This window comes from Janthinobacterium sp. Mn2066, assembly GCF_049319705.1.
Classification (GTDB): domain Bacteria; phylum Pseudomonadota; class Gammaproteobacteria; order Burkholderiales; family Burkholderiaceae_D; genus Janthinobacterium.
In genome coordinates, this window is record NZ_JBMOUF010000008.1 from 176,993 (window position 1) to 198,625 (window position 21,633).

The following is a 21,633-nucleotide window of genomic DNA, read 5'->3' on the forward strand; positions in this document are numbered from 1 at the left end:
TGTCGCCAGATGAGAGCGCCTAGCGTGGCCGCTGCATCTGGAACAGGGACTCACTGGTGACTTCGAAATAGTCTGCCGGTCCCCCGCCACGCAGGATAGGATGGGCAGCCGCCGTATCGTAGCTGCCGTTTTTCAGCAAGGCCTGGTCGATATGCACGCCGATCACTTCACCCAGTACTAGCCAGGTGGCAATTTCATCGCCGTCAGCGCTGGCCAGCTGCAGTATCTGGCTACAGCGGCATTCGAATGCCACCGGGCTTTCTGCCACGCGCGGCACCTGGACCATACGCCCGGGGACAGGCGTGAGGCCGGCCAGTTCAAACTCGTTGATCTCGGGCGGGGCCGCCATGGAACTCAGGTTCATGGCCTCGGCCAGGGGACGGGTTGCCAGGTTCCAGACAAATTCCCCCGTTTGCTCGATATTGTTCAAGCTGTCTTTACGGCCGACGCTGGCAAAACCGATGATGGGCGGGGTGTAGTTAAAGGCGTTGAAGAAACTGTAGGGCGCGAGGTTCAGCACGCCGCTGGCTGAATGCGATGCGATCCAGCCGATCGGGCGCGGCCCCACGATGGCGTTGAAGGGATCGTGCGCCAATCCATGGCCTTTGGACGGTTCATAAAAATGCTTGTTTTCTGTCATGTTTTTTCTGCCATCTCCATTACATCATCAAATTACATCATCAATTCAGCGCACCTGCGAAGGCGGGCATCCGAAACGCTCGCGGAAGCGCTGGGAGAATCGTGCACTGGCGCGGTATCCGCACGCTTCAGCAATGTGCTGCAGATTCCACCTGGTGGTCTGCAACAAGGTCATCGCGTGGTGCATGCGTATATCCAATAGCAAGCTTTCAAAACGTAAATTTTCAGCCGCCAGCCGGCGCCTTAAGGTCGCTTCGCTCATGGCAAGCTCCCGGCCAGCCTTGGCAGTCGTCCAGGGAAACGCCGGTGCGTCGGCAAGAATACGCCTGAGACGGTCCGCAATCTGTTGCGTCGAGGGCCGGGAAAAATGGCAGCCGCGCTCGGCCAGGGCCAGCAGCAAGCCGACCAGTCTGTGCATTTGCTCGCGCTCGCCGATGCTGGTTGAAGACATGCCGCGCAGGCAATGATCCAGGGTATCGGCCAGGTCCACATCGAGCACCAGCTGGCGGCCGTGTACCACGGCTGGCGATGTCGGCATGGCGTCCGCATGACGCCGGTGAAACTCAAGCACCACTTCCGGCGCGAATGCCAGCAGCAAGGATTGAAACGTCTGCGTCTCGCCACCCGGGATTTTCCGGATGTCCGCGCTCGCGTTTTGCGCCATTGCCACCAGCGTCAACGGGTCTTGCAAGGCCAACGAAGTTTCACCGTTGTCGATGCTCATCTGGCCTGACGTCACCAGCAGCAAGGTAACGTCAAAAAACCTGAAACCGCGGGCGTGCTGTGGCCGGCGCAAGCACGGCTGGACCAGCGTGCACAAGCCCCCGCGAGCGACGAGATTGCCCGATGGCAAAGACAGTATCGTTTCTCCCTGGCCGCTATCTGTCATCGTTCATCTACCTGCACGCATCTCAGTTCTTTTGCAAACGGGGATGCAGGGTGTAGGTGCCTGTGAGACTGGCTTGCGCCAGCACGTGACCGGCGAGCGCGTCCCGTACATTAGCGCCAGTCAAGGGGGCATTGACGGCGATCTGCGGCAGATCAAGTGCGTACAGCGTGAACACATAGCGGTGTACCAGCGTATCGTTCCACGGCGGACATGGACCATCGTAACCGTGATAGTCACCGCTCATTTGCTCATCGCCCGCAAACCAGTTGGTATAGTCATTGATGCCGTGACGCAAGCCGCCAGGCGCCGCGGGACCGGCTTTGCCGCGCGCTACCATGCCATCACTATGGCTGCCGGCAGCGATCTCACGGACAGCAGCAGGAATATCGAGCAAGAGCCAGTGGAAGAAATCGACGCGGGGCAGCGATGCTGGCACTTCCCGCCCTTCCTGGTTGACGTCCTCGCCACTGCCCGGCACGTCAGGGTCGTGACAAATCAAGGCAAACGATTGGGTACCGGCAGGCACATCGCTCCAGGCCAGGTGCGGGTTGCGGTTGCTGGATAAGGCCACGTGGGTCACCGGATCAATGACCGCAAAAGCAAATTCGCCCGGAATGATGGCGTTATCGGAAAAGCTCTGGCTGCTCAATTTCATGGGGACTGGCTCGCTATATCGTGGAGGGAACAAACAAAATTATAAGCAACATCCACCAGAATAAATTGACCATTCCGATCAACATAGCAACATTGGCAGTCAATTTGATTGGATTTGATGCACTTTACCACTACCGTGCACAGCGCGACGCCAGCCATGCATGGCAGCTGACGCAGACGATGCCGGCGATGACGAACAGTGCGCCAGCCAGGAATCCCGGATTGATTTTCTCATTTAACAGCCATGCGCCCAGCGCCACGCCGAACAGTGGCGTGAGGAAAGAAAACGCACCGAGTCCGGAGGCCAGATAGCGGCGCAGCAGGGCGAACCATAGCAGCAGACTGAGGAACGAGACGATCACCGACTGGAACAGCAGGTTGGCCATCAGCAAGGGCGTGGCATGGAAGGTGGTCTGCCCCGTCATTAGCGCCGCGCCGAGCAGGATGACAAACGCCACGGCCAGCTGGAAGATGCTGGTTTGCGCGGCCGACACCTTGGCCAGCCCTGAGCATCGCACCAGCACGGTGGTGGCGCCCCAGGCGGCGCCTGCCAGCAGGCACAGCGCGTCACCGAACCAACTGCTGGCATCGCCAGGCTGTGGTCCGCTGGCCGGCGTAAAAAACGTGATGGCAACGCCGGCAAAGGCCAGCACGATGCCCAGCCATTGCAGCGGCTTCAAGCGCTCGGAGCGCAAGCTGAAATGCAGGCCGACGGCGGCAAACAAGGGCGCCGTGTACAGGAACACCACGCCATGGGCGGCACTGGTGAAACGCAGGCCCGTGCCCAGCAGCAAATATTCCAGGGCAAACAGCAGACCAGCGCCCACGCCTGCGCGCCATGGTAAAGCGGCCAGGCTGGTTTTTTCGCGCCGGTACAGCATGAAGAGGGCAACCAGCATTGCGCCGATGCCGGAGCGCAGGGCGATCTGCAGGATCGGACTGGCGTCGTGCGCCGTCGCCTTCAGTCCGATCTGCTGCATGCTCCACACCAGGCACAGCATGGTCATCGCGGCGACCGCTTGCCGGTCGATATTCTTGTACATGGGCGATACCTTTCCTGAATAAAACCCATTATGTGACAGGCAGATTTTCTTGATATAGTGAATATCCGCCAAGCCATCGTGCTTTCCGGCCAACCTCAACGCTTCCCCAAAATAGGACCGCATTCGTGCAAAAGAAGACGCGGCAAGTCTTGCTCGCCCCCTACACACAGGAACTTCCTGGCGCCATTTATTTCCGCAGCGCCCCCATGCCGGCCGACGGTTTTTATCCCCCGCACCATCATCCCTGGGGCGAATTCGTCTCGGCGGTCAGCGGCGTGGTGGAAGTGCAATATGCTGGCGGACACTATGTGGTGCCGCCCCAGTACGGCATCTGGCTGCCGCCCCATACCGAACACCTGGCGCAGAACCGCAGGGAAGCCTGGCATAGCTCCGTGTACATCAGCGTGGCGGAATGCGCAGCCCTGCCCACGCAAGTGACGGCCTTGACGGTCAGCCCATTGCTACGCGCGATGCTGGAACACCTGCACCGGCAGCCGCCAGGCATACCGCCCAGCGAAGCAGAAACACGCTTCCTGAAGGTCTTGGTCGATCTGCTGGCGCATGCCGAGCGGGCAGGCAGCTACCTGCCCAGTTCGGACGATCCGCTGGTGCAAAAAGTACTGAACATGCTGGAGAGTGATCCCGGCGACAGCCGCTCCGTGGCCGAGCTGGCGGCGCACGTCCATACCAGCGAGCGCACGCTGGTGCGCCGCTGCCAGCGCGACCTGGGCATGACCCTGGCGGAATGGCGGCAACGGTTGCGGGTGGTCAAGGCCATGTCCCTGCTGGCGCAAGGCCGCACGGTGGAAAGCATCGCCCTGGAACTGGGCTATGCCAGCTCCTCGGCCTTCATCACGATGTTTCGCCGCCTGACGCAGGAAACGCCGGACGAATACCGCAAGCGCACGGTGGGACTGGCGCGCTGAAGCCAAGCCAGCCAGGCACTAGCGAAAAAAAAAGGCCGCGACGTCAACCACGTCGCGGCCTTCTCATTGTTGACTAGCGTTGTTCTGCTTGTCTACAGATCAGCTGGTGACTTACCAGCCAATTCCCAGCACCAGGTGTTCCGGTTTCGGGCCGATGACACTCGAGCTTTGGCCCGATACGTCGTCATAGGCAAAACCGTAAGCCTTGGCGCCGACACTATGGTCATGCCAGAACTTCGCATAGTAGTTCGCTGGCGATGCTGCATACCACGCAGCGGTCGGAGCGCCCCACAGGGAGGTGTCTTCCATGATATGGCGGTTCAAGGCGGCGGCGATTTGCGCTTCCAGTGCCAGTTCAATGGAAATGACTGCACCGTCGGTTTCGCCAGCCAGCGGACTGGCCAGCACGCCTTTGGCTTCCAGCATGTCCTGGGTGCTAGGCTTGCCTGGCACCGTGTAGACAGTGCTGCCAAGCACGCCATTGCCCTTGTCGATTTCATGGAACACGACAGTATCATCGGCCGCGACCTGGCCGACGAAACGGCGCGAATTGTCGTACATATCTACCACCAGTGGCTTGGTGCGGTACAGATTCCACATGTCGTTAATATATGCATCGAAATAAGCGGCGTTGACACGGCCAGTGTCGAAACTGCTCTTGCCTGGCGCCAGGATACGGCGCGGCTGCACTGCGTCTACCAGAAACTCTTTCGGCATTTCTTTCTGGTAAGCCGCAATGATGCTGTCGCGCGATTCGGCAATACCGACTTGCTGGTGGAAATTATGGCTATCGCCATATACGTCCATCAACAGCGGGAAACCGAATTGGTCCACTTGGGTCGGGTTCATGTACAAGTTGTCGTTGAGCGTGAACTCGTACCAGTCAAAATAGATATCGATGTTCGGATCATTATGGTTATTCAGATCCGGACCGGCGAAACCAGTTTGATGATTAATATCTTCATTAATCTTGATGAACAATGGCGACCCCATCGAAACAAAGATGCGGCCCGAATCCATCTTCGGCAACTTCAGGTTCTTGGCTTGCGCCAGGGTGAAGAAGTAGTTGCTGAAGTTCTCGCCATTTTTCGTCAAATGACCTGGTGCATCGTTATCACTCAGCAACATTGGCAAGATCGTACCATCGGCCTGCAGGTAAGCGAAGTTATCCTTGTTGCCAGGATCGCGGCCAATCACGGCCACGTAGATCTGATCATCAGTCCATTTACCATTGGTATTGTTTTTCAGATCGACCGTGACGAAACCCGGGATGACCGGATAGTCGGGATTAGTGCCGCCGTTGTTGCCACCGTTGTTGCCACCGTTACCGCCATTGTTACCAGTGCCACCATTATTACCGGTGCCGCCGTTGCCGTTGTCGACCGGATTCACGGTCAGCTTGGCGCCGGCCGATACTGCACCGATGCCGGCCGCGTTGGTGACGCTGACGCTAAACACCGCACCGTTGTCGCTGCTCTGCACCGCTGCAATGTCGTAGCTGGCAGAAGTCGCGCCCGGGATCAGGTCGGTATTGCGGTTCCATTGATACATGAAGGAACCGTTGCCGGCCACGCTGGCCTCGAAGTGGGCAGGCTGGCCTGCGGTCACGGTCACAGCGGCTGGCTGGGCCGAGAACTGCGGTGCGGGGCCGGGATTAGCCGGACCGTACACTTCGAACTCGTACAGCGAGTAGCCGTATGGCGTGGCGCGGGCAAAGCCTTGCAGGCGCACATAACGGGCCGAGACCGTCGGGAACGTGATCTGTTCCACGCCGCCCTTGCCGCCCGTGACGTGCTTGACTGGCACCCAGGTATTTTTATCGTTCGATACCTGGATTTCATACTCGCTGCCATAGGCGTTTTCCCATTGCAAAGTCACTTGCGAGATCAGGGTCGGCGCGTACAGGTCGATCGCCATCCAGGCATTGTCGACAAACTGCGACGACCAGCGGCTGTCGCGGCTGACGATGCCGTCGATCGCCAGGTTGGCGGTAGTGCCTTGCGGATTTTCGACAGGGCTGGAAAACGCGGTCTTGCCGAGTGCCAGATTGCTGCCCAGTACCACATCGCTACCATTGCCGGCGCCATTCCCGGCACCCGTGCCGTTGTTCGCGCCATTATTGGTATCGTTGCCGCTACCGGCGCCGATGCCTTGCGGTACGCCCACGGTCAACACTGCGCCATCGCTAGGCAGTTTGCTACCGTTCGAGCTTTCCACCACGACGCTGTAAATCGCGCCGCTGTCATCGCTGGTCACTGCCGGCGTATCGTAGGACGGTACGTCGGTACTTGCCACCAGCACGCCTTGCTTGAGCCATTGGTAAGTCAGCGTGCCCGGACCCACTGCGTCCACCGTGAAGTGGGCCGACTGGCCGACCGCCACGGTTTGCGCGGCAGGCTGGGTACGGATGGTCAGTGCCGGTGCGAACACTTGCATTTCATACAGGGAATAACCATATTGCGTGCCGCGTTTCACACCGTGCATGCGCACATACTGTGCCTTGGTGATGGCAAACAACAGATTTTCCACACGGCCCTGCCCGCTGTTCTGGGTATAGACCGGCGTCCAGTTCTGGTTGTCCACCGAGGTCTCGATGATGTATTTCGAGCCAAACGCGGTTTGCCAGTCCAGTACGACCTGGTTGATCTCCTGCACGGAACCGAGATCGATGCTGACCCATTGATTGTCGGACTGCGCATCGTCGCCCTGGAATACGAAGGACGCCCAACGGGTGCCTTCCAGTCCATTGTCGGCGCGCACTCTGCCAAAACCATCATTGACATATTGCGGGCCAAAGTAGTCGGCACTCTCCGTGGAGCTGGAGCTTGGCGTGCCTTTCAACGCCAGGTTGGCAGCATCGGACGGCACGCCGTCGATCACCAGCAAGTTGGCATCGTTACTGCTGGTCACTGCACCGTTGGCCGGATTGGTGACATCGACGCGGAAACGCTGGCCGTTGTCTGCCAGTGTCACAGGCGACGTGGCATAGCTGCTGCCGGTGGCGCCAACGATCAGTTGGTCGTCGCGGAACCATTGGTAAGTAAAGCTGTCGGCGCCGCTGGCGACCACGCTGAACTTGGCCGTCTGGCCAGGCACCAATGACTGGTTGAACGGCTGCGACACGATGGCCGGCGCCTGCTGCTGCGGTGGCTGGTTGCCGCCGCCAGTGCCATTGTCGTTTGCGGCGACGATGGTCAGGACAGCCGGATCGCTGGTAATGCTGTTGCCGCGGCTATTGCTGATGACCACCTTGTACTTGGCGCCATCGTCGCTTTTCGTCACGACCGGGCTGTAGACCGGGTTGAGCGAGGAAGCCACTTGCACGTCGTTACGGAACCAGGTGTAGGTCAGCGGACCGGTACCTTTGGCAACGGCAGCAAAATACGCTTGCTTGTCACCGCTGGCCGACAACTTGACCGATTGGGTCAACGGTTGTGCAACGATAGTTGGCACTGCAAATTGCAGCGTACCGCTGACGCACAGCACGTCGTTCGGGAAGTTGTTGAACAACTGGGTCGTGACATCGCCGTTGGACGAGACCACAAACGCACGCGTAGGATCGGGCGAGATGTCCGAAGTCCAGGTGCTCCAGCCGCCCGGGAAGGCGTCGACGTTAAAGCTGTCGCCAGCGATGGACAAGGCTTCTTCCTTGGTCGGCAAACGGCTGCCGATGGTGGAGCAATACTGGCCAGCCAGCACTTGCGTGAACTGGGCGATGCCATTCTTGGTCGGTACGCGGCTCCACAGCAAGCCGGTGCTGTTGTCGGTCACGACGTTGTTGTTGCCTGGTACCAAGGTATAACGCTCGGGAGCGCTGCCGTCCTTGGACAGATGGGCAACGTTATACACTTCGAACTCATCGATCGAATAACCATAGTCAGGGCTGCCGCGCAAGGTGCCGGTCATGCGCACATATTGACCGTTGACGAGTGGGAAAGAGGTATCTTCCACGCCGCCATTGCCTTTATCTTGCGAGTAAGCCTTGGTCCAGGTTTTCTTATCGTTCGATACTTCGACGATATATTGCTTGGCATACGCCGGATCCCAACGCACGATCATGCGGTTCATGTCCATCGGCGAACCGAGGTCGACCGTCAGTTCGGCCGTCGGTTTGAAATCCGAACCCCAGCGCGAATTGATGTCGCCATCGACCGCTTTGCCTGGCGCCAGGGCAATCGCATCCTGGGTGGTGTCGGACGTGGCCGTACGGGCGCGCGCCAGGTTGACACCAGGAGCAGCTTGCAGCAGCGAAACAGGATCGCTGGTCTGGTCGCCGGCGGCGTTGTGCACGAGTACCGTGTAGTTGCCGAAATCACCAGCTTGCACGGCAGGGAAGTCCAGGGTGGCGCTGCTGCCGACGACGCGCTGGTTCTTGTCGAACCAGGTGTAGGTCAGCGGCTGGGAACCAGTCGCCTGCACCACCAGGGTGGCATGGCTGTTCAGCGCTGCCACCTGATTGGCTGGCTGCGTGAAATGCGGTGCGGTCGCGGCGCCCACGGTCAGGGTGACCGGCGTCGATTGCACGCTATTGACCAGATTGCTTGCCACCACGTAGAACGAGGCATTGTTATCCGCCAGGACAACCGCAGGGATGGTGTAGCTGTTCGACGTTGCACCATCGATCTTCTGATTGTCGCGATACCACTGATAGGACGGTGGCGGTGCACCGTTGGCGACGATCTGGAAGGTAGCCGACTGGCCTTCGACCAGGCTCAGTGCCACGGGAGCGCTGACGATGACAGGCGCTTGCGGCGCGACCACCGTCTCGACGGCGTCGTTGCTGGTTTGCTCGCCGAAGTTGTTTTTCACCTTGACCGTGTAGACAGCGTTATTGTCGCCATTGACGGCCAGGGCCGTGTCATAGCTGCTGCCTTTGGCGCCAGCGATTTCAACGCCATTGCGGTACCAGGTGAAGTCCAGCGGAGCGGCGCCCGAGACGACAGCCTCGAAGTGCGCAGACTGGCCTACGCTGACGGTCAGCGATTGCGGTTGCGCCACGAATGCCGGCGGCAACTGGCTGGCGTCGGCAGGTTGCGGTACTGGCACCACTTCAAAGCTGGCCACGTTGCTGTGCAAGGTGCCGTCGGTAGAAGCTGCCGTCACCGTCACGGTACCCGGTTCAAACTTGCTGCGCACCGCGATACGCACCAGGCCGCCTTCGGCTGCCAGTTCGTGGTCGCCCGGCGAGTGGTAGCTGGTCGGCTTGTCTTGCGACACAGCATTGTTCCAGCCGCCACGGTAATTACCGTTGCTGCTGACCGTAAACGTGATGTTGGTGCTGTCTTCAGGCAACAGGATGTTGTTCGCGTCGACCACTTTGGCGGTGATGAACGCGGCATCGCTGCCGTTGGCGGTGATCTGGAAAGTGCTGCCGTCAGGCTTTTTCAAGCCAGGCTCGGTCGTCAGGATGATGTGGTCGGCCTTGCCGGCGGTGGCACGCTGGTCTTGTACAACCTGGCCATTGTATTGCACCACATTGCCGATTTCATCGAGACACTGGGCCGTGACGGTACCAGCTTGCCATTGAACATTGTCCCAGTGTGCCTGATGCGGCAGACCGGTGGTGTCCTGGGTCAGGTCGGTATTTTCAAAGTCCAGCGGATTCGGCGTCTGATCGTCGCCCTGCTTCACGCCATTGACCAGCAAACGTACCGCCGGGCAATTACTGAAGGTATTGACGCGCACGATGCCGGAACGGTTCCAGTGATGCGCCAGGTTGACTACCGGACGCGTCTTGTAATCGACCCAGGCTGCCTGGTAAGCGTAATACATCAGTTTAGGCAAGCGGCTGCCGTCCATCATCGACGAGCCCAGCGAGCGCACTTCATTCTTGCGCAGGTCAGGCGGATTCGGATTGTCGGCGGTCGGCACGGGCGCCGGGCCGGTCGAGGACAGGAACACATTGTTTTCACCCGGCGTTTCCGCCAGATACCATTGCACCATACCAAAGGTTTTCGCTGCCACGCCACGGCGCCAGTTGTTCAGGAACTCGGCGGTCAGCTCGATCTCGTGATCGTATTTGTAGCGGTAATCCCCCTTGCCCCAATACTCGGCGCCCCAGGCTGGCGAATTCGGGAATTCCGACTTCACGCCCAGTTCGCAGCCGTTCAGGGTGCATCCCAGCACGGTGCCGTTCTTGTCGTTCGGGGTACGGTCGGTTGCCACGCGGGTATTGACCGGATCCCAGGTGTTGTTTACGGCTTTCAACACTTGCGCGTAATTGGTATCCATCGGACCGTTATTCGATTCCCACGACAGGATCGAAGGATTATTCCGGTCGCGCACGATCATCTCCGTATGGATTTCCGTTTTCAGCGCAAATTTATCGAGCTCGCTTTGGGTACAGCTATCGCTCAAGGCTGCGTTGTAGCACTTGTCGAAAGCGCCTTCGCCTTCACCGCTAGGCTGGATGATGAAGATACCGAGCGCATCGGCTGCTTCGACGAATTCCTTGCTCGACGACGAATGGCCTGGACGGTACAAGCTGCCGCCGGCATCGGCCAGCAGCTTCAGGTCGCGCCATTGCTGCTCTTCCGGCACGGCGCTGCCCAGTGCCGGGTAGTCGTAGCGGCCGGAAGCGCCCCACAGATGATGGGCAAAACCGTTAATGATCGGGAAATCGTTATTCCAGGTGATGGTGCGGATGCCGAGCGGGCTTTCGACCGTATCGACCACCGCGCCATCGACGCTGACGATATGCACCACGCGGTACATATACGGCGTACCGTGGCTGCTATTGTTCGGGAACCACAAGGTCGGTTTGTCGACCGTCATGTTTTGAACAAACTTGTTGGTCGTCAAGCCGGGACCGGCATTCGGCTGCAAGACGCGTGCGTCCTGCGCCTGGGCCACCATGGTGCCGCTGGCATCGTAAATGCGGGTCGTCAGCGTGACGTTTTTCTGCACGCTGTCTTCGTTGAGCACATTGGTCTCGACCTGGATCGCAGCCGACGAGTTGTCGCTGGCAATGCTGACGGTGGACACATGCGTGCCCCAGGTCTTCAGGATGGCATAGACGTTTTCAGGAATATGCACCTTGTCGGTGATATGCATGTACACCGGACGGAACAGGCCTGAATCGCCCTGGCCGAAACGGGCGTCACCCGCGAAATGCGGATCTTCGAAGCCGTTCTTGGTGATTTTCACCGCCAGCACGTTATCGCTGCCGAGGTTGACCATATTGGTCACGTCCACAATGAACGGCACAAAGCCGATGACGTGGGTATAGGTCGGGTTCAAGGCACTGGTGCCCTGCACTTGCACGCCATTGATGAACACCTGGGCGCCCGTATGCGCGCCCTCGAATTCGATCAGGATCTTGCGGCCCGCATAAGCGGTCGACAAGGGCAGATGCTTGCGATACCAGACAGTACCGTAGGGCATGCCGGCCAGGCCCGACGTATTGTTGACGAACATGTCCTGTTCGTTGACAGAGTGCGGTACGCCAACGGAAGTCCAGCCGCTATCGTCATAAGCGATATCGGTGACTTTGGGATCGCCTATAAAACGATCATCGTTGGTATATTTCCACGGAGTCGCGCCCAGATTGATCTTCAGGCGCTCCGATGGCGGCGCCAGGGAGGACAAGTCTGCCGCCCTGGCAGTGGGTGGCCGATACAAGCTGGCCAGCAGGCATAGTACAAGGAACAGCCAAAAACTTGGCCGTATTGCAGGTCTACTATTTTTCATTAGTCACCATAGAGAAAAGAACCACGCCGCGTGCAGGGTTGCAGCGCGTGGCGTGGCACCAGGCACTTGCACGTCACGAACCTGCACTCACCAACCTCGTCAGTGCACAGCCGCTCCGTCAAGCATGTTTAACGCCTTTACGGCACGTTAAATGTTTCCACAAGGCATTATTATCTGAATAGTTTCCTAGTGCAACAGATTTCCATAAGGCAACAAGAGAATGATGAAAACAATAGCAAAAAACATTACTTAATTTATTATCTTTAGCGCAAAAGAAGGCCTATGGCACATAAAACAAAATTATCGACATTAATTTTAAAAAACACCGTTATATATTATTTCATCTGTCTGTCAGTTGGGCTGGAGAAAGGCGCACCCTTGATCGGCATCAGCGCCGTCGGAAATGAGGGTTTGTGTCTGCGCGCACGGCGTGTCTATTGTGATAAGACAGCACAGCAGCTGGCTCAGGCAACGACGCTGTCTTGGCGTGCAGGCCGGTGCAAGGAGCGCTTTGTTTGTCTTTGTTTAAGACGCCCGCTACCAATTGGAACTACCTTGAAAGTCTTGCCCCTGACTTGAGGAGACCTGGCATGGCCTACATTTATTCCAAAGCCGCACGATTGAAAAACCAGCCCGTCGTCGGCAGCCGCCATTGCGTGGCGCTGGTACAGGAATATGCGGGCGCTCCCGCCACCGCCCACTGGCGCCAGGGCGCAGCGGTGGCTGGCAATACCACGCTCACACCCGGCACGGCGATTGCCACCTTTGCCGGCGGGCGGCATGGCAGCCATGGCCACCATGCCGCCTTGTATGTCAGGCAAGGCATCAATGGCATTATCATCGTCGACCAGTGGCAAGCCGCCAGCAAAAGCAAGATTTCCCTGCGCCTGATCCAGTCGCAAGGCCAGGACCAGCGCGGCCATTATCGGCAAGCCAGGGACAATGCCGACGCTTTTTTTGTGATTGAGTGAGGTTGCAAGGGAAAGATAGGGTGCGGGGATGCAGTAATGGCCGCGCTGGCGTGGACTGGGTAGCCGTCGGCAGTACGGCTACCCGGCCCTGGCCTGGCGCGTTCAGCGGCTTGCCTGGCCCCCGGCCTGTTCCCCGACCACGGTGGTGCGCCCCGCGATCACCGGGGCGCCACTGCTATGGCGCGGCACACCTTGGTAGACCACCTGGTATTGGCCGGGCGCCATCCTGGCCGCTTCAAAATGCCCTTGATCATCAGCCACCACGCCGCTGATGGCGCCGGTTTTTTCATTGATGATGACAATTTGTTCGCCGGGCCTGGCGTGGCCTTCGATCTGGCCGGTCTCTGCAGCAGCCGCCGTTTGGGCAACGAGGGCAAGGCACACAGCGGGGAAGAGACTGATTTTACGGAGTATCATAAAAATAAGCTGGCATGAGTGAAGAGGATCACAACATAGCATTGCCGCCCGCTAGCGGCTAAGCCCATGCGATGGACGGATCTATGAGCCGATGGAACAGTGCATTCATGCGATGAGTGGATGCACTGCCTCGCCTGCTGCAGTGCTCACTGAAACACGGCCACCCACTCCAGCGCATTCATGCCCAGCTTGCCATTGGCAATCACTTGTCCGCCATCGGCATTCGGGAATTGACGTTGCAGCAAGGTAAAGTAGGCAGCGTTGTACACGCCGTTCAGGTGACCGCCATTGCTTTGATAGTAGGGGAAGGTTTCAGGGCGCAAGGTCCAGGCAGCGGCGGCCCGGTACGCTGCCGCCAGCTTATTGCCCTGTGGCGTATGCCAGACCGCTTGTCCCTGCAGGTCGAAAAGGCGTGCGGCGGCGGTGGTGGGCAGCAAGGTGTAATGGGTATAGCTGAGCCCATTGATGCCCTTGCGGTCGCCGCCGCAATAGTTATTATTGTCGCTACGGCAAATTTCCAGCGGCAGCGATCCATCGGGCGCCACTTCGCTGTCCATCAGTTCCAGCCAGCGGGCCCGGCTGCTGGCCAACAGGGCAACATCGCCGGTATAGGCGGCAATCGAGGCATTGAGGAAAACGCCCCAGTTGGCGTGGTTGTTCTTGCGGTCGCTATGCGACAGTGGCAGGGCGATGCGCGTGAGCAGGCGCCGGAAAGACGCATCATTCCAGCCATGCACATTGCGCACCATCGATGCGGCGATCACATATTGTGGCAAATCAAAATTGATGTCCGACGCCCCCTGTTCGGAGGGCACCGACTGCAAGGTATCGGCCCAGGCGGAAATCATGGCTTGCGCATGCTGCGCGTAGCGCATGTCTTGCGACACGGCATAGCACAAGCCGGCACGGAAGGCGACCCCGCCATCGCTGTCAAAGCGCTTCGCCATCGCGTTCTCGACCACGCCTGTCTTGCTGTAGTGCGCAGGCGGCGCAAATACGGCAACCGGCGCCGCTTGCACGTCGATCTCCTTGTCGCAGCGCTGCATCAGGGCAGCCGTCCTGGCGGGCTGGCTGCGCAGCAAGCCGATGTCTGCGCTGGTGAGCCAGATATTACCCGCCGCCATGGCCGCCGGCGCCGACATCCCCCCCGCCACCGTCAAGGCAAACACCATGCCTCTGCGGGCGAGCTGATTCAAACGGAAAATTGTTGCCATGGATATGACTCCTGCGTTTCAGACATGATGTCGTCATTAAACATCATGCTGCCTTCAGATCGCATTACAAGCTATCCATGTTGCTGGCAACGCGACTTTATAAAATACGGTACAGCGCCACCGCCCCCTGCTGGTACACCAGCGCGAACGATTGATCGAAATCGGCCTGGCTGGTGATGCCGGGCCAGCGCCCTACATTGACCAGCAGGCTGTCGTTGCCGCGCTCGCGCAAGGTGCTGGCCAGCGCCGCCGGCGCAAGCGTGGCGAGATCGCGATAGCGTCCCGGTCCAAAATGGTCGCCGCCCGTATGCAGGGGGGCGTAATACAGCGCGTCTTCCAGGCCGAACTGGTAAGTTTGCCGCATCGGATGCTGGCGCAAATAGGCCAGCACCGCATAGCCGGTAATCTTCCGCTCCAGGATCGCCTCGCGCGCCGCTGGCGCCGGTGCGATCAAGTCCCAGTTCTCCATCCATTTTCTGGCGATATTGGGCATCAGCGCCAGCACGGCCAGCAATATCAGCGGGGCCGCCGCGCGCTGCAGCAGTCCGGCGCTGGCGGGTAGCCGCTGGCCGATTTTCGCCATCCCGGTCATGAACAAATAGCGCCACACGGCTGCGGAGAGCAAGGCAAGCATCGGGAAATACGGCATCAGGTAACGCTCGTAATGCGACGTCAGATACCATACCACCATCGCGTACGCACTGAGCAGCATGGCCGGGCGGGCCCCTGGCATCTGCCGCACGCTGGCGATAAGCGGCGCGAGCAGCGCCGGCCAGAGGAGGATGTTCGGCCAGTTCGCCTTCTCCTTGAGGTCGGCGAACTGACCAGCATAATCGGCCAGGTTCCAATCCGTAAAACCGAACAGCTTGCCGCCGATGGGCGCGAAAGGATCGCCGGTCATCAGGTAATTCCGGGCGTACCAATAGACACAAGGCAACAAAAGACTGGCGCCGGCCAGCAGCCAGACGCGCGGCTTGCGGGTGCGCAGCAACAAGGCAATGGCCAGCGGCAGCAGCACCGTCAGCGCCTGGTACTTGGCGCCCACCGCAATTCCGAACAGGAAGGCCGCGCTGGCCAGCCAGCCATCATCGCGCGGCTGTTCCATCCAGCGCCAAAAGCCCACGCAGCCGGCAAACATGAAGGTTGTCACGCTGAGGTCGATCATGGCGCTGTCATAGTCCCAGCGCGTCAGCACCAGGAAGATGATGGTTGCCAGGCAAGCCAGGCCGGCACCGCCGTGGCGCTTGCCGGTCTGGTACAGCAGCAAGGTGGCCAGCCAGCCGGCCAGTGCATTGAACATGTGCGGCATTACATCGTCGTACACCAGCATGCCGCCGGCAAACAGCAGATCGACATTGTAGGGAAACCAGGGATAGCGCAGCCAGGTGTTGACCGTCAGCTTGCCATTGAGAACCCACTGTTGGGCGTGCGGCAAGTGGTACATCACTTCATCCCAGGCCAGGGGCGGGCCCAGCGGAGCGACCAGTGTCGGCAACAGCAGCAGCGCGATGATCAGTCCGGCGCCACGCAAGGGCCAGCTTGCGGCACGCCAGCGCTGGCGCCATGACGGCCAGGCGAACGGGCGCAGCGCATGCAGTTGCAGCAAGCCGGCCAGCACGCCCGGCGCCACGATGCCGATCACCGCCGCCAGATGCAATTGGCCGGCAATCGCCAGCCATTGCAAGAAACAGATCAGGATACCGGTGCCCAGGATGGCGCTGTAGGCGTGCCAGAAAAGATTATCCGGCGCACACGGCGATGCCGGCGCCAGGCGCCGCATCAGGTAATGGCCATAACCCCAGCTCGACAACAGGAAAATCAATAGCACCAGGTAATGCAGCGCGGCATAGGCGATCTTGTCCGTCATTCAAGCGCCGCAACAAGCTGGATCATCGTATTTCACCAATATTTTGACATAATCAACTACAATTATTGGCGATGCATACCATCGCGTCAAGCGCGCCACCGGATCCCGGCGGCATCGCGCGCGGGCCGGGGTTGGCTCAATTCGATGAGGACAAATGGCTATCCCGACAGGAATAACTTGATGATTTCCCAGCAGCAAATTGCGGTCTTAATCCCCTGCTACAACGAAGAAGTCGCCATCGGCGCAGTGATCCGCGGTTTCATGGCGGCACTGCCCGGCGCTACCGTCCATGTGTACGACAATAATTCCAGCGACCGCACCATCGCCATCGCCGAAGAACATGGTGCGGTAGTGCATCGGGTGCCGCTGCAAGGCAAAGGCAACGTGGTGCGGCGCATGTTTGCCGACATCGAGGCGGACGCCTATGTGCTGGTCGACGGCGACGATACCTATTGCGCCGCGAGTGCGCCCGCCATGCTGCACAGCCTGTTCGCCAATCAGCTCGACATGGTGGTGGCGCGCCGCGTCACCGACGAAGCCGGGGCCTATCGCGCCGGACACCGCTTCGGCAACTGGCTGCTGACCGAATGCGTGGCGCGCCTGTTCGGCCGCTCCTTCAACGACATCCTGTCTGGCTACAGGGTGTTTTCGCGGCGCTACGTCAAGTCATTCCCTGCCCTCGCCAACGGTTTTGAAATCGAGACCGAGCTGACGGTGCACGCGCTGGAATTGCGCATGTCGGTCGATGAAATCGCCTCGCCATACAAATCGCGGCCATCCGGTTCGCACAGCAAGTTGAACACCTATCGCGACGGCGCGCGCATCCTGTTGATGATAGTCAAACTCTTCCGTACCGAGCGTCCACTGATGTTCTTTGGCGGCATCGCCGCGCTGCTGGCAGTGCTGGCCACCTTGCTGGCCCTGCCCCTGTTCATCACCTACGCGGAAACCGGCCTGGTGCCACGTTTCCCGACCGCCGTACTAGTGACCGGCATGGGCATCACGGCGGCGCTGTCGGCCGCCTGCGGACTGATACTCGATACCGTCACCCGTGGACGCCAGGAAATCAAGCGCCTGGTCTACCTGCAAATTGCACCACCGCGTCAGCAGCAATGAAGCAATTCCTGCGCTTTTGCCTGGTCGGCACGCTGGGTTTCATCGTCGATGCCGGCATGCTGCAATTGCTGCTGCTGAGCGTTGCCATGAATCCCTACACGGCCCGCATTTTCTCGTTTCTGGCAGCCGCCAGCGTCACCTGGATCTGCAACCGGAGCTTCACCTTCCGCAGCGCCATCCCTGCCAGCCGCGCCGAATGGCTGCGCTACGTGGGCCTGATGGCCCTGGGCGCACTGGTCAACTACACGGTGTATGCGCTGTGCATTGCCGCTTCAAGCTACGCGCGGGCCCAGCCATGGAGCGCGGTGGCGGCCGGTTCCGTGGCAGCGCTGGGGATTAATTTCCTGCTGTCCCGGCTGCTATTGCGGCCGGCACCGGCCAGCCGCTGAGGCTGGGCGATGGAGTTCTGTGCAATCTGCGGCATGAGCATGACAGGGACAGGCGGGCCGCACCGCGCACGTCAAGCCATCCCCTTGCTTTTTCCTTAAACTACCAGCACCGCCAACCACGCGGTTTTTCAGGGACGCTCCAGATGCAATGTCGCTGCCAACTCACCGTTGAAAGGTCTTGCCATGCCCTTAGTCAGAATTAATCTCAGCCAAGACGCCACGCCGGAACAACTCAGCGCCATCAGCGACGTCATCTATGACGCCCTGGTCAGCGTTGCCAACGTGCCGGTGCACGACAAGTTCCAGATCATCACGCGCCATGCGGCCGATGAACTGGTGTACCCGCAGGCAGGCTATCTGGGCGTCGACTACACGCCTGGCATCGTGTTTATCCAGATCACCTGGAATCTGGGCCGCACCATCGAGGTCAAGCGGGCCTTGTACCAGGCGATTGCGCAAGGCATCCATGCCAAGGCGGGGCTGCGCATCCAGGATGTATGGATCAGCCTGGTTGAAGTGCCACGCGAAAACTGGTCTTTCGGCAATGGCGAGATGCAGTATGCGCCATTGCCCTGAGGGTGCGGCCGTGCACCCTGTCAAGACTGCTCTGGCCGTAACCCGCATACCGCGCTAGGCAGCAACAGATCTACGGGGTAAGGAAATGGTGAAAATGCAGCCCACTTCAGGAACATTGTGAACGCTGAGATTGCCACCGCTTGCCACCACACTTTGCTTTGCAATGGTGAGCCCCAGGCCGGCGCCAGTCCTATTTTTTCCGCTCTGGGAAAATGGCAAGAACATGGACTGCTCGGCTCCCGGCGGCAAGCCACCGCAATGATCCGTCACGTCTATCCGTATCCGATCAGCAGAAGCGTAGGCACTGAGCACAACCTCAGTATGCTCCTGGGTAAATTTGAACGCATTTTGTAAAATGTTCGCCAATGCAGCCAGCAGCAATGGCCGATTGCCGGAAATCTGCAGATCGGTATCGACGGCTTGCACTTTGAACTTGCAGCCTGATTTTTCAGCTGACAACTCTCCCGACGCCTGCGCTTCTGCAATAAATGCAGACAAGGAAAAAGAGAGTAGTTCGCCCTCCCTGCGCCCTATTTCCTTGATGTCGTCCAGGGAGGTATCGATCAACTTGCTTAGATTAAAAATACTTTTCTCAAGTATTGTTCCCGTCGCTCCCGACAAATTCAAGTTGCCGACTTTTGCCGCAGTAAATGCCAATGCCGTCGTACCAAGCAGATTGCGCAGTTCATGAACAAAGTATCCCAGGCGTTCATTATTGTCTTTTGCCAGCTTGGCCGCCGCCGCGGAGTCGCGCTGATAGCTGAATTCTGTCACGGCGTCCGCAATCGCATTGTCCAGGCAGCGATTCAAGGTCCGGAATTCATCAATTTGAAACGGTGCATCGCGCTCTATGGCCAGATCCGTAATTGCCTGGATGTGATCCTATGGGCATCAGCTGATACCATCAGCCTGATGCTGGGGAAGCACCACAGCCCTGATTCATATTAGCATCCATTACAAAAAAGGCATTTTCAGTTACAAATTGGGGGATCTACGTCGTAAAGTGCCATGGCAAGCCAACACTTTCGCGGTCCCAAGATTTTCTGGATGAATCGAGAACAGAAGCGGATTCGATCACTGCCCCGCCAGAGTAGCGCCTTCGGTTTCCGCGACTTTATGGACGGCTGAACAAAAAATCCAGGAATAAGAAATGTTAGAAATGGATATCCCCGTTGTAATTTTTAAAGATAAAAACAGTGTCTACGGCGTGAAAGTCCCCAATATCAAAGGCGTGCACTCCTGGGGCGACATGCGGGAAGATGCCCTGAAGAACGTGCGGGAAGCCACTACCAACCACATCGAGACCTTGCTGGAGCTGGGCGAACCTGTAGAGATGCTCAAAGCAAGATCGCAGCCCTGCAGGAGCAGCCTGAATATGCCGGCGGTATTTGGGCATTGGCCGAAATCGACCTTGATAAGCTCGACAGCAAGCCCGAACGCATCAACATCAGCCTGCCGCGCTTTGTCCTGAACAAGATAGGCCGCTAGGCTTATCTTGCGCGCCACTCAGCAGCTCATGGCGAGTGAATCCAGGGCAGCCGAGACGGCTGGCGGACAAGTGCGGGGCTATGCTGAACAGCATGCGCCCCGCAGGATACCCCCCACCGTCCTGGCAATCTCCTAGACAGCCACTGCCGGATAATCGGTATAGCCATGTTCCCCGGCGGAATAAAAGGTCGCCGGATCGGCTGGCTGCAGTGCCGCGCCCAGCGCGAGTCTGCGCGGCAAGTCGGGGTTGGCGATAAACGGACGGCCAAACGCGATAGCGTCCACCTGCATATCGGCCAGCGCCGATGCCGCGCCTTCCCGGTCAAATTCACCGGCGGCGATAATCCTGCCGCTGAAATGGCGCCGCAACTGACTCAGGGCGATGCCATCGCCGGCGCCTTGCTGCCGGTCTTCCGGGCTGACGCGGGTCAAATGAATATACGCCAGCGCGCGGCGGTCCAGCTCTTCCAGCAAGCGGCCAAAGGTGACCAGGCCCTCCGGATCGGCCGCGCCATTGACCGGCGCGCTCGGCGACAGGCGGATGCCGACCCTGCCCGGCCCCCACACGGCGACCGCCGCATCGACAATCTCCAAGGTCAGCCGCAAACGGTTCTCCAGCGAGCCGCCATACTGATCACTACGGGCATTGCTGCCTGGCCGCAAGAAACGGTCCAGCAGGAAGCCGTTGCCGTTATGAATTTCGATACCATCAAAACCGCAGGCTTTTGCCGCTGCGGCTGCCGTCGCGAACGCGGTGACGATGGCCGCAATGTCTGACAGCTGCAAGTCTTGCGGTGTCAAAGGGTTCCCCATGGCCCAGCCAAAAGGCAAGTTGCCGGCCGTGTCGTACCGCGCCTTGCCGATGGTCGACAGTTGCGCCACGATACGGCCCTGCTCGGCATGCACGGCAGCCACCACACTGGACCAGCCTTGCTGCTGTTGCGGCGTCCAGATCGCCGGCAAGGCGGGATAACCGTCGCCGTACGGCGCCACCATGATCGATTCGCTGATGATCAGGCCGGCGCTTGCGCGCTGCGCGTAATAACGGGCCGTCAAGGCACCGGGCGACAAATCCGCCGCCACCCGCAAGCGCGACATCGGCGCCATGACGATGCGGTTCGGCAGGCGCAGCGCGCCCAGTTCCAGCGGCTCAAACAAGGCCGGCGACTGGCTGGATAATTCTGACATAGGTTCATCCTAAAGGTATCAATAGAAAGTACATTATACTTTTAAATGAGACTTTCATTGATACATTTATAGCGGGCGCCACTTGCCACCGCAAATACGGGTATCATCGCTGTTTTCAATAGGATAATGGCATGGTCGACCTCCGCTTTTCGAGCGCACTGCAAATCATGCTCAGCGTGGCGAATGCGGCACAGTTGGGTGTAGACATCGTCTCATCGGCCCAGCTGGCGGTCGGCCTGAACTCGAATCCCTCGTTCGTGCGCAAATTGCTGGTGCCGCTGTCCCAGGCTGGATTGCTCAGCTCGGTCAAGGGCAAATTTGGCGGCGTCAGGCTGGGCAAAACACCGGCGCAGATTACCTTGGCCGACATCTACCTCGCCATCAACCCTGCCCGGAAACTGTTCGCCAGCCGCGAAGACATTCCCCACCGCTGCTTCGTCACCGCCAATATGGACCGCATTTTCGACGACGTCAGCGCCCGCTCGCAGGCGGCGGTGCTGGGCGTGCTGGGGGAACTGACGCTGGAGCGGTATTTGCGGGAGTATGCGGTCGGCAGCTAAGTGGAGT

Annotated in this window: 16 protein-coding genes and 1 pseudogene; 7 read left to right on the forward strand and 10 right to left on the reverse strand. The window is 59.2% G+C overall.

What is annotated here, in order from left to right; translation table 11 throughout:
• Positions 1 to 19: 19 nt before the first annotated feature.
• The 4 genes from ACL9RI_RS17065 to ACL9RI_RS17080 all read right to left on the reverse strand — a co-directional run bounded on the left by ACL9RI_RS17065 (position 20) and on the right by ACL9RI_RS17080 (position 3,225).
• Complete coding sequence (locus tag ACL9RI_RS17065; RefSeq protein ID WP_422727705.1) at positions 20 to 640, reverse strand: flavin reductase family protein; 621 nt, start codon at positions 638 to 640, stop codon at positions 20 to 22.
• Between the two features lie 45 nt (positions 641 to 685).
• On the reverse strand, positions 686 to 1,363 hold the full coding sequence (locus ACL9RI_RS17070) for a helix-turn-helix transcriptional regulator (protein ID WP_422727706.1): 678 nt from the start codon (positions 1,361 to 1,363) through the stop codon (positions 686 to 688).
• A gap of 187 nt (positions 1,364 to 1,550) precedes the next feature.
• Positions 1,551 to 2,183 (reverse strand): YbhB/YbcL family Raf kinase inhibitor-like protein, encoded by a 633-nt coding sequence (locus ACL9RI_RS17075; RefSeq protein WP_422727707.1) that lies wholly within the window; start codon positions 2,181 to 2,183, stop codon positions 1,551 to 1,553.
• 130 nt (positions 2,184 to 2,313) lie between these two features.
• Positions 2,314 to 3,225: a DMT family transporter gene (locus ACL9RI_RS17080; RefSeq protein WP_422727708.1), complete on the reverse strand. Its 912-nt coding sequence runs from the start codon at positions 3,223 to 3,225 to the stop codon at positions 2,314 to 2,316.
• Positions 3,226 to 3,350: 125 nt separating this feature from the next.
• Between ACL9RI_RS17080 and ACL9RI_RS17085 the strand changes: the two genes are divergently transcribed.
• Positions 3,351 to 4,151 (forward strand): helix-turn-helix domain-containing protein, encoded by an 801-nt coding sequence (locus tag ACL9RI_RS17085; RefSeq protein ID WP_422727709.1) that lies wholly within the window; start codon positions 3,351 to 3,353, stop codon positions 4,149 to 4,151.
• 111 nt (positions 4,152 to 4,262) lie between these two features.
• On the opposite strand, the gene ACL9RI_RS17090 is transcribed toward ACL9RI_RS17085, so the two are convergent.
• Positions 4,263 to 11,738, reverse strand: coding sequence for a beta-1,3-glucanase family protein (locus tag ACL9RI_RS17090; RefSeq protein WP_422727710.1), 7,476 nt, complete (start codon positions 11,736 to 11,738; stop codon positions 4,263 to 4,265).
• 692 nt (positions 11,739 to 12,430) lie between these two features.
• Here ACL9RI_RS17090 and ACL9RI_RS17095 point away from each other — a divergent pair.
• The gene (locus ACL9RI_RS17095; protein ID WP_422727711.1) at positions 12,431 to 12,811 is read left to right on the forward strand and encodes a BPSL0067 family protein; all 381 of its coding nucleotides are present in this window, start codon (positions 12,431 to 12,433) and stop codon (positions 12,809 to 12,811) included.
• Between the two features lie 102 nt (positions 12,812 to 12,913).
• Here the strand turns inward: ACL9RI_RS17095 and ACL9RI_RS17100 are convergent, their stop codons facing one another.
• From ACL9RI_RS17100 to ACL9RI_RS17110, 3 genes are all read right to left on the reverse strand, one after another.
• On the reverse strand, positions 12,914 to 13,228 hold the full coding sequence (locus ACL9RI_RS17100) for a carboxypeptidase-like regulatory domain-containing protein (RefSeq protein WP_422727712.1): 315 nt from the start codon (positions 13,226 to 13,228) through the stop codon (positions 12,914 to 12,916).
• Positions 13,229 to 13,374: 146 nt separating this feature from the next.
• Entirely contained in the window at positions 13,375 to 14,442 is a 1,068-nt protein-coding gene (locus ACL9RI_RS17105) for an alginate lyase family protein (RefSeq protein WP_422727713.1), read from the reverse strand.
• Between the two features lie 97 nt (positions 14,443 to 14,539).
• The gene (locus ACL9RI_RS17110; RefSeq protein WP_422727714.1) at positions 14,540 to 16,309 is read right to left on the reverse strand and encodes an ArnT family glycosyltransferase; all 1,770 of its coding nucleotides are present in this window, start codon (positions 16,307 to 16,309) and stop codon (positions 14,540 to 14,542) included.
• Between the two features lie 180 nt (positions 16,310 to 16,489).
• Here ACL9RI_RS17110 and ACL9RI_RS17115 point away from each other — a divergent pair, with 180 nt between their 5' ends.
• From ACL9RI_RS17115 to ACL9RI_RS17125, 3 genes are all read left to right on the forward strand, one after another.
• Entirely contained in the window at positions 16,490 to 17,425 is a 936-nt protein-coding gene (locus tag ACL9RI_RS17115; RefSeq protein ID WP_422727895.1) for a glycosyltransferase family 2 protein, read from the forward strand.
• A complete protein-coding gene (locus ACL9RI_RS17120) occupies positions 17,422 to 17,814 on the forward strand; it encodes a GtrA family protein (protein ID WP_422727715.1) in 393 nt (130 codons plus the stop codon). Before ACL9RI_RS17115 ends, ACL9RI_RS17120 begins: the two co-directional genes overlap by 4 nt.
• Positions 17,815 to 17,997: 183 nt before the next feature.
• Entirely contained in the window at positions 17,998 to 18,390 is a 393-nt protein-coding gene (locus ACL9RI_RS17125) for a tautomerase family protein (RefSeq protein WP_183743376.1), read from the forward strand.
• Between the two features lie 54 nt (positions 18,391 to 18,444).
• On the opposite strand, the gene ACL9RI_RS17130 is transcribed toward ACL9RI_RS17125, so the two are convergent.
• Entirely contained in the window at positions 18,445 to 19,200 is a 756-nt protein-coding gene (locus tag ACL9RI_RS17130) for a sensor histidine kinase (protein WP_422727716.1), read from the reverse strand.
• A 349-nt stretch (positions 19,201 to 19,549) separates the two neighbouring features.
• Between ACL9RI_RS17130 and ACL9RI_RS17135 the strand changes: the two are divergent.
• A pseudogene (locus ACL9RI_RS17135) lies at positions 19,550 to 19,878 on the forward strand (type II toxin-antitoxin system HicB family antitoxin).
• A gap of 132 nt (positions 19,879 to 20,010) precedes the next feature.
• On the opposite strand, the gene ACL9RI_RS17140 reads toward ACL9RI_RS17135, so the two are convergent.
• Complete coding sequence (locus ACL9RI_RS17140) at positions 20,011 to 21,066, reverse strand: alkene reductase (RefSeq protein ID WP_422727717.1); 1,056 nt, start codon at positions 21,064 to 21,066, stop codon at positions 20,011 to 20,013.
• Positions 21,067 to 21,197: 131 nt separating this feature from the next.
• On the opposite strand from ACL9RI_RS17140, the gene ACL9RI_RS17145 reads away from it, so the two are divergent.
• Entirely contained in the window at positions 21,198 to 21,626 is a 429-nt protein-coding gene (locus ACL9RI_RS17145) for an RrF2 family transcriptional regulator (protein ID WP_422727718.1), read from the forward strand.
• The last annotated feature ends 7 nt before the right edge of the window (positions 21,627 to 21,633 follow it).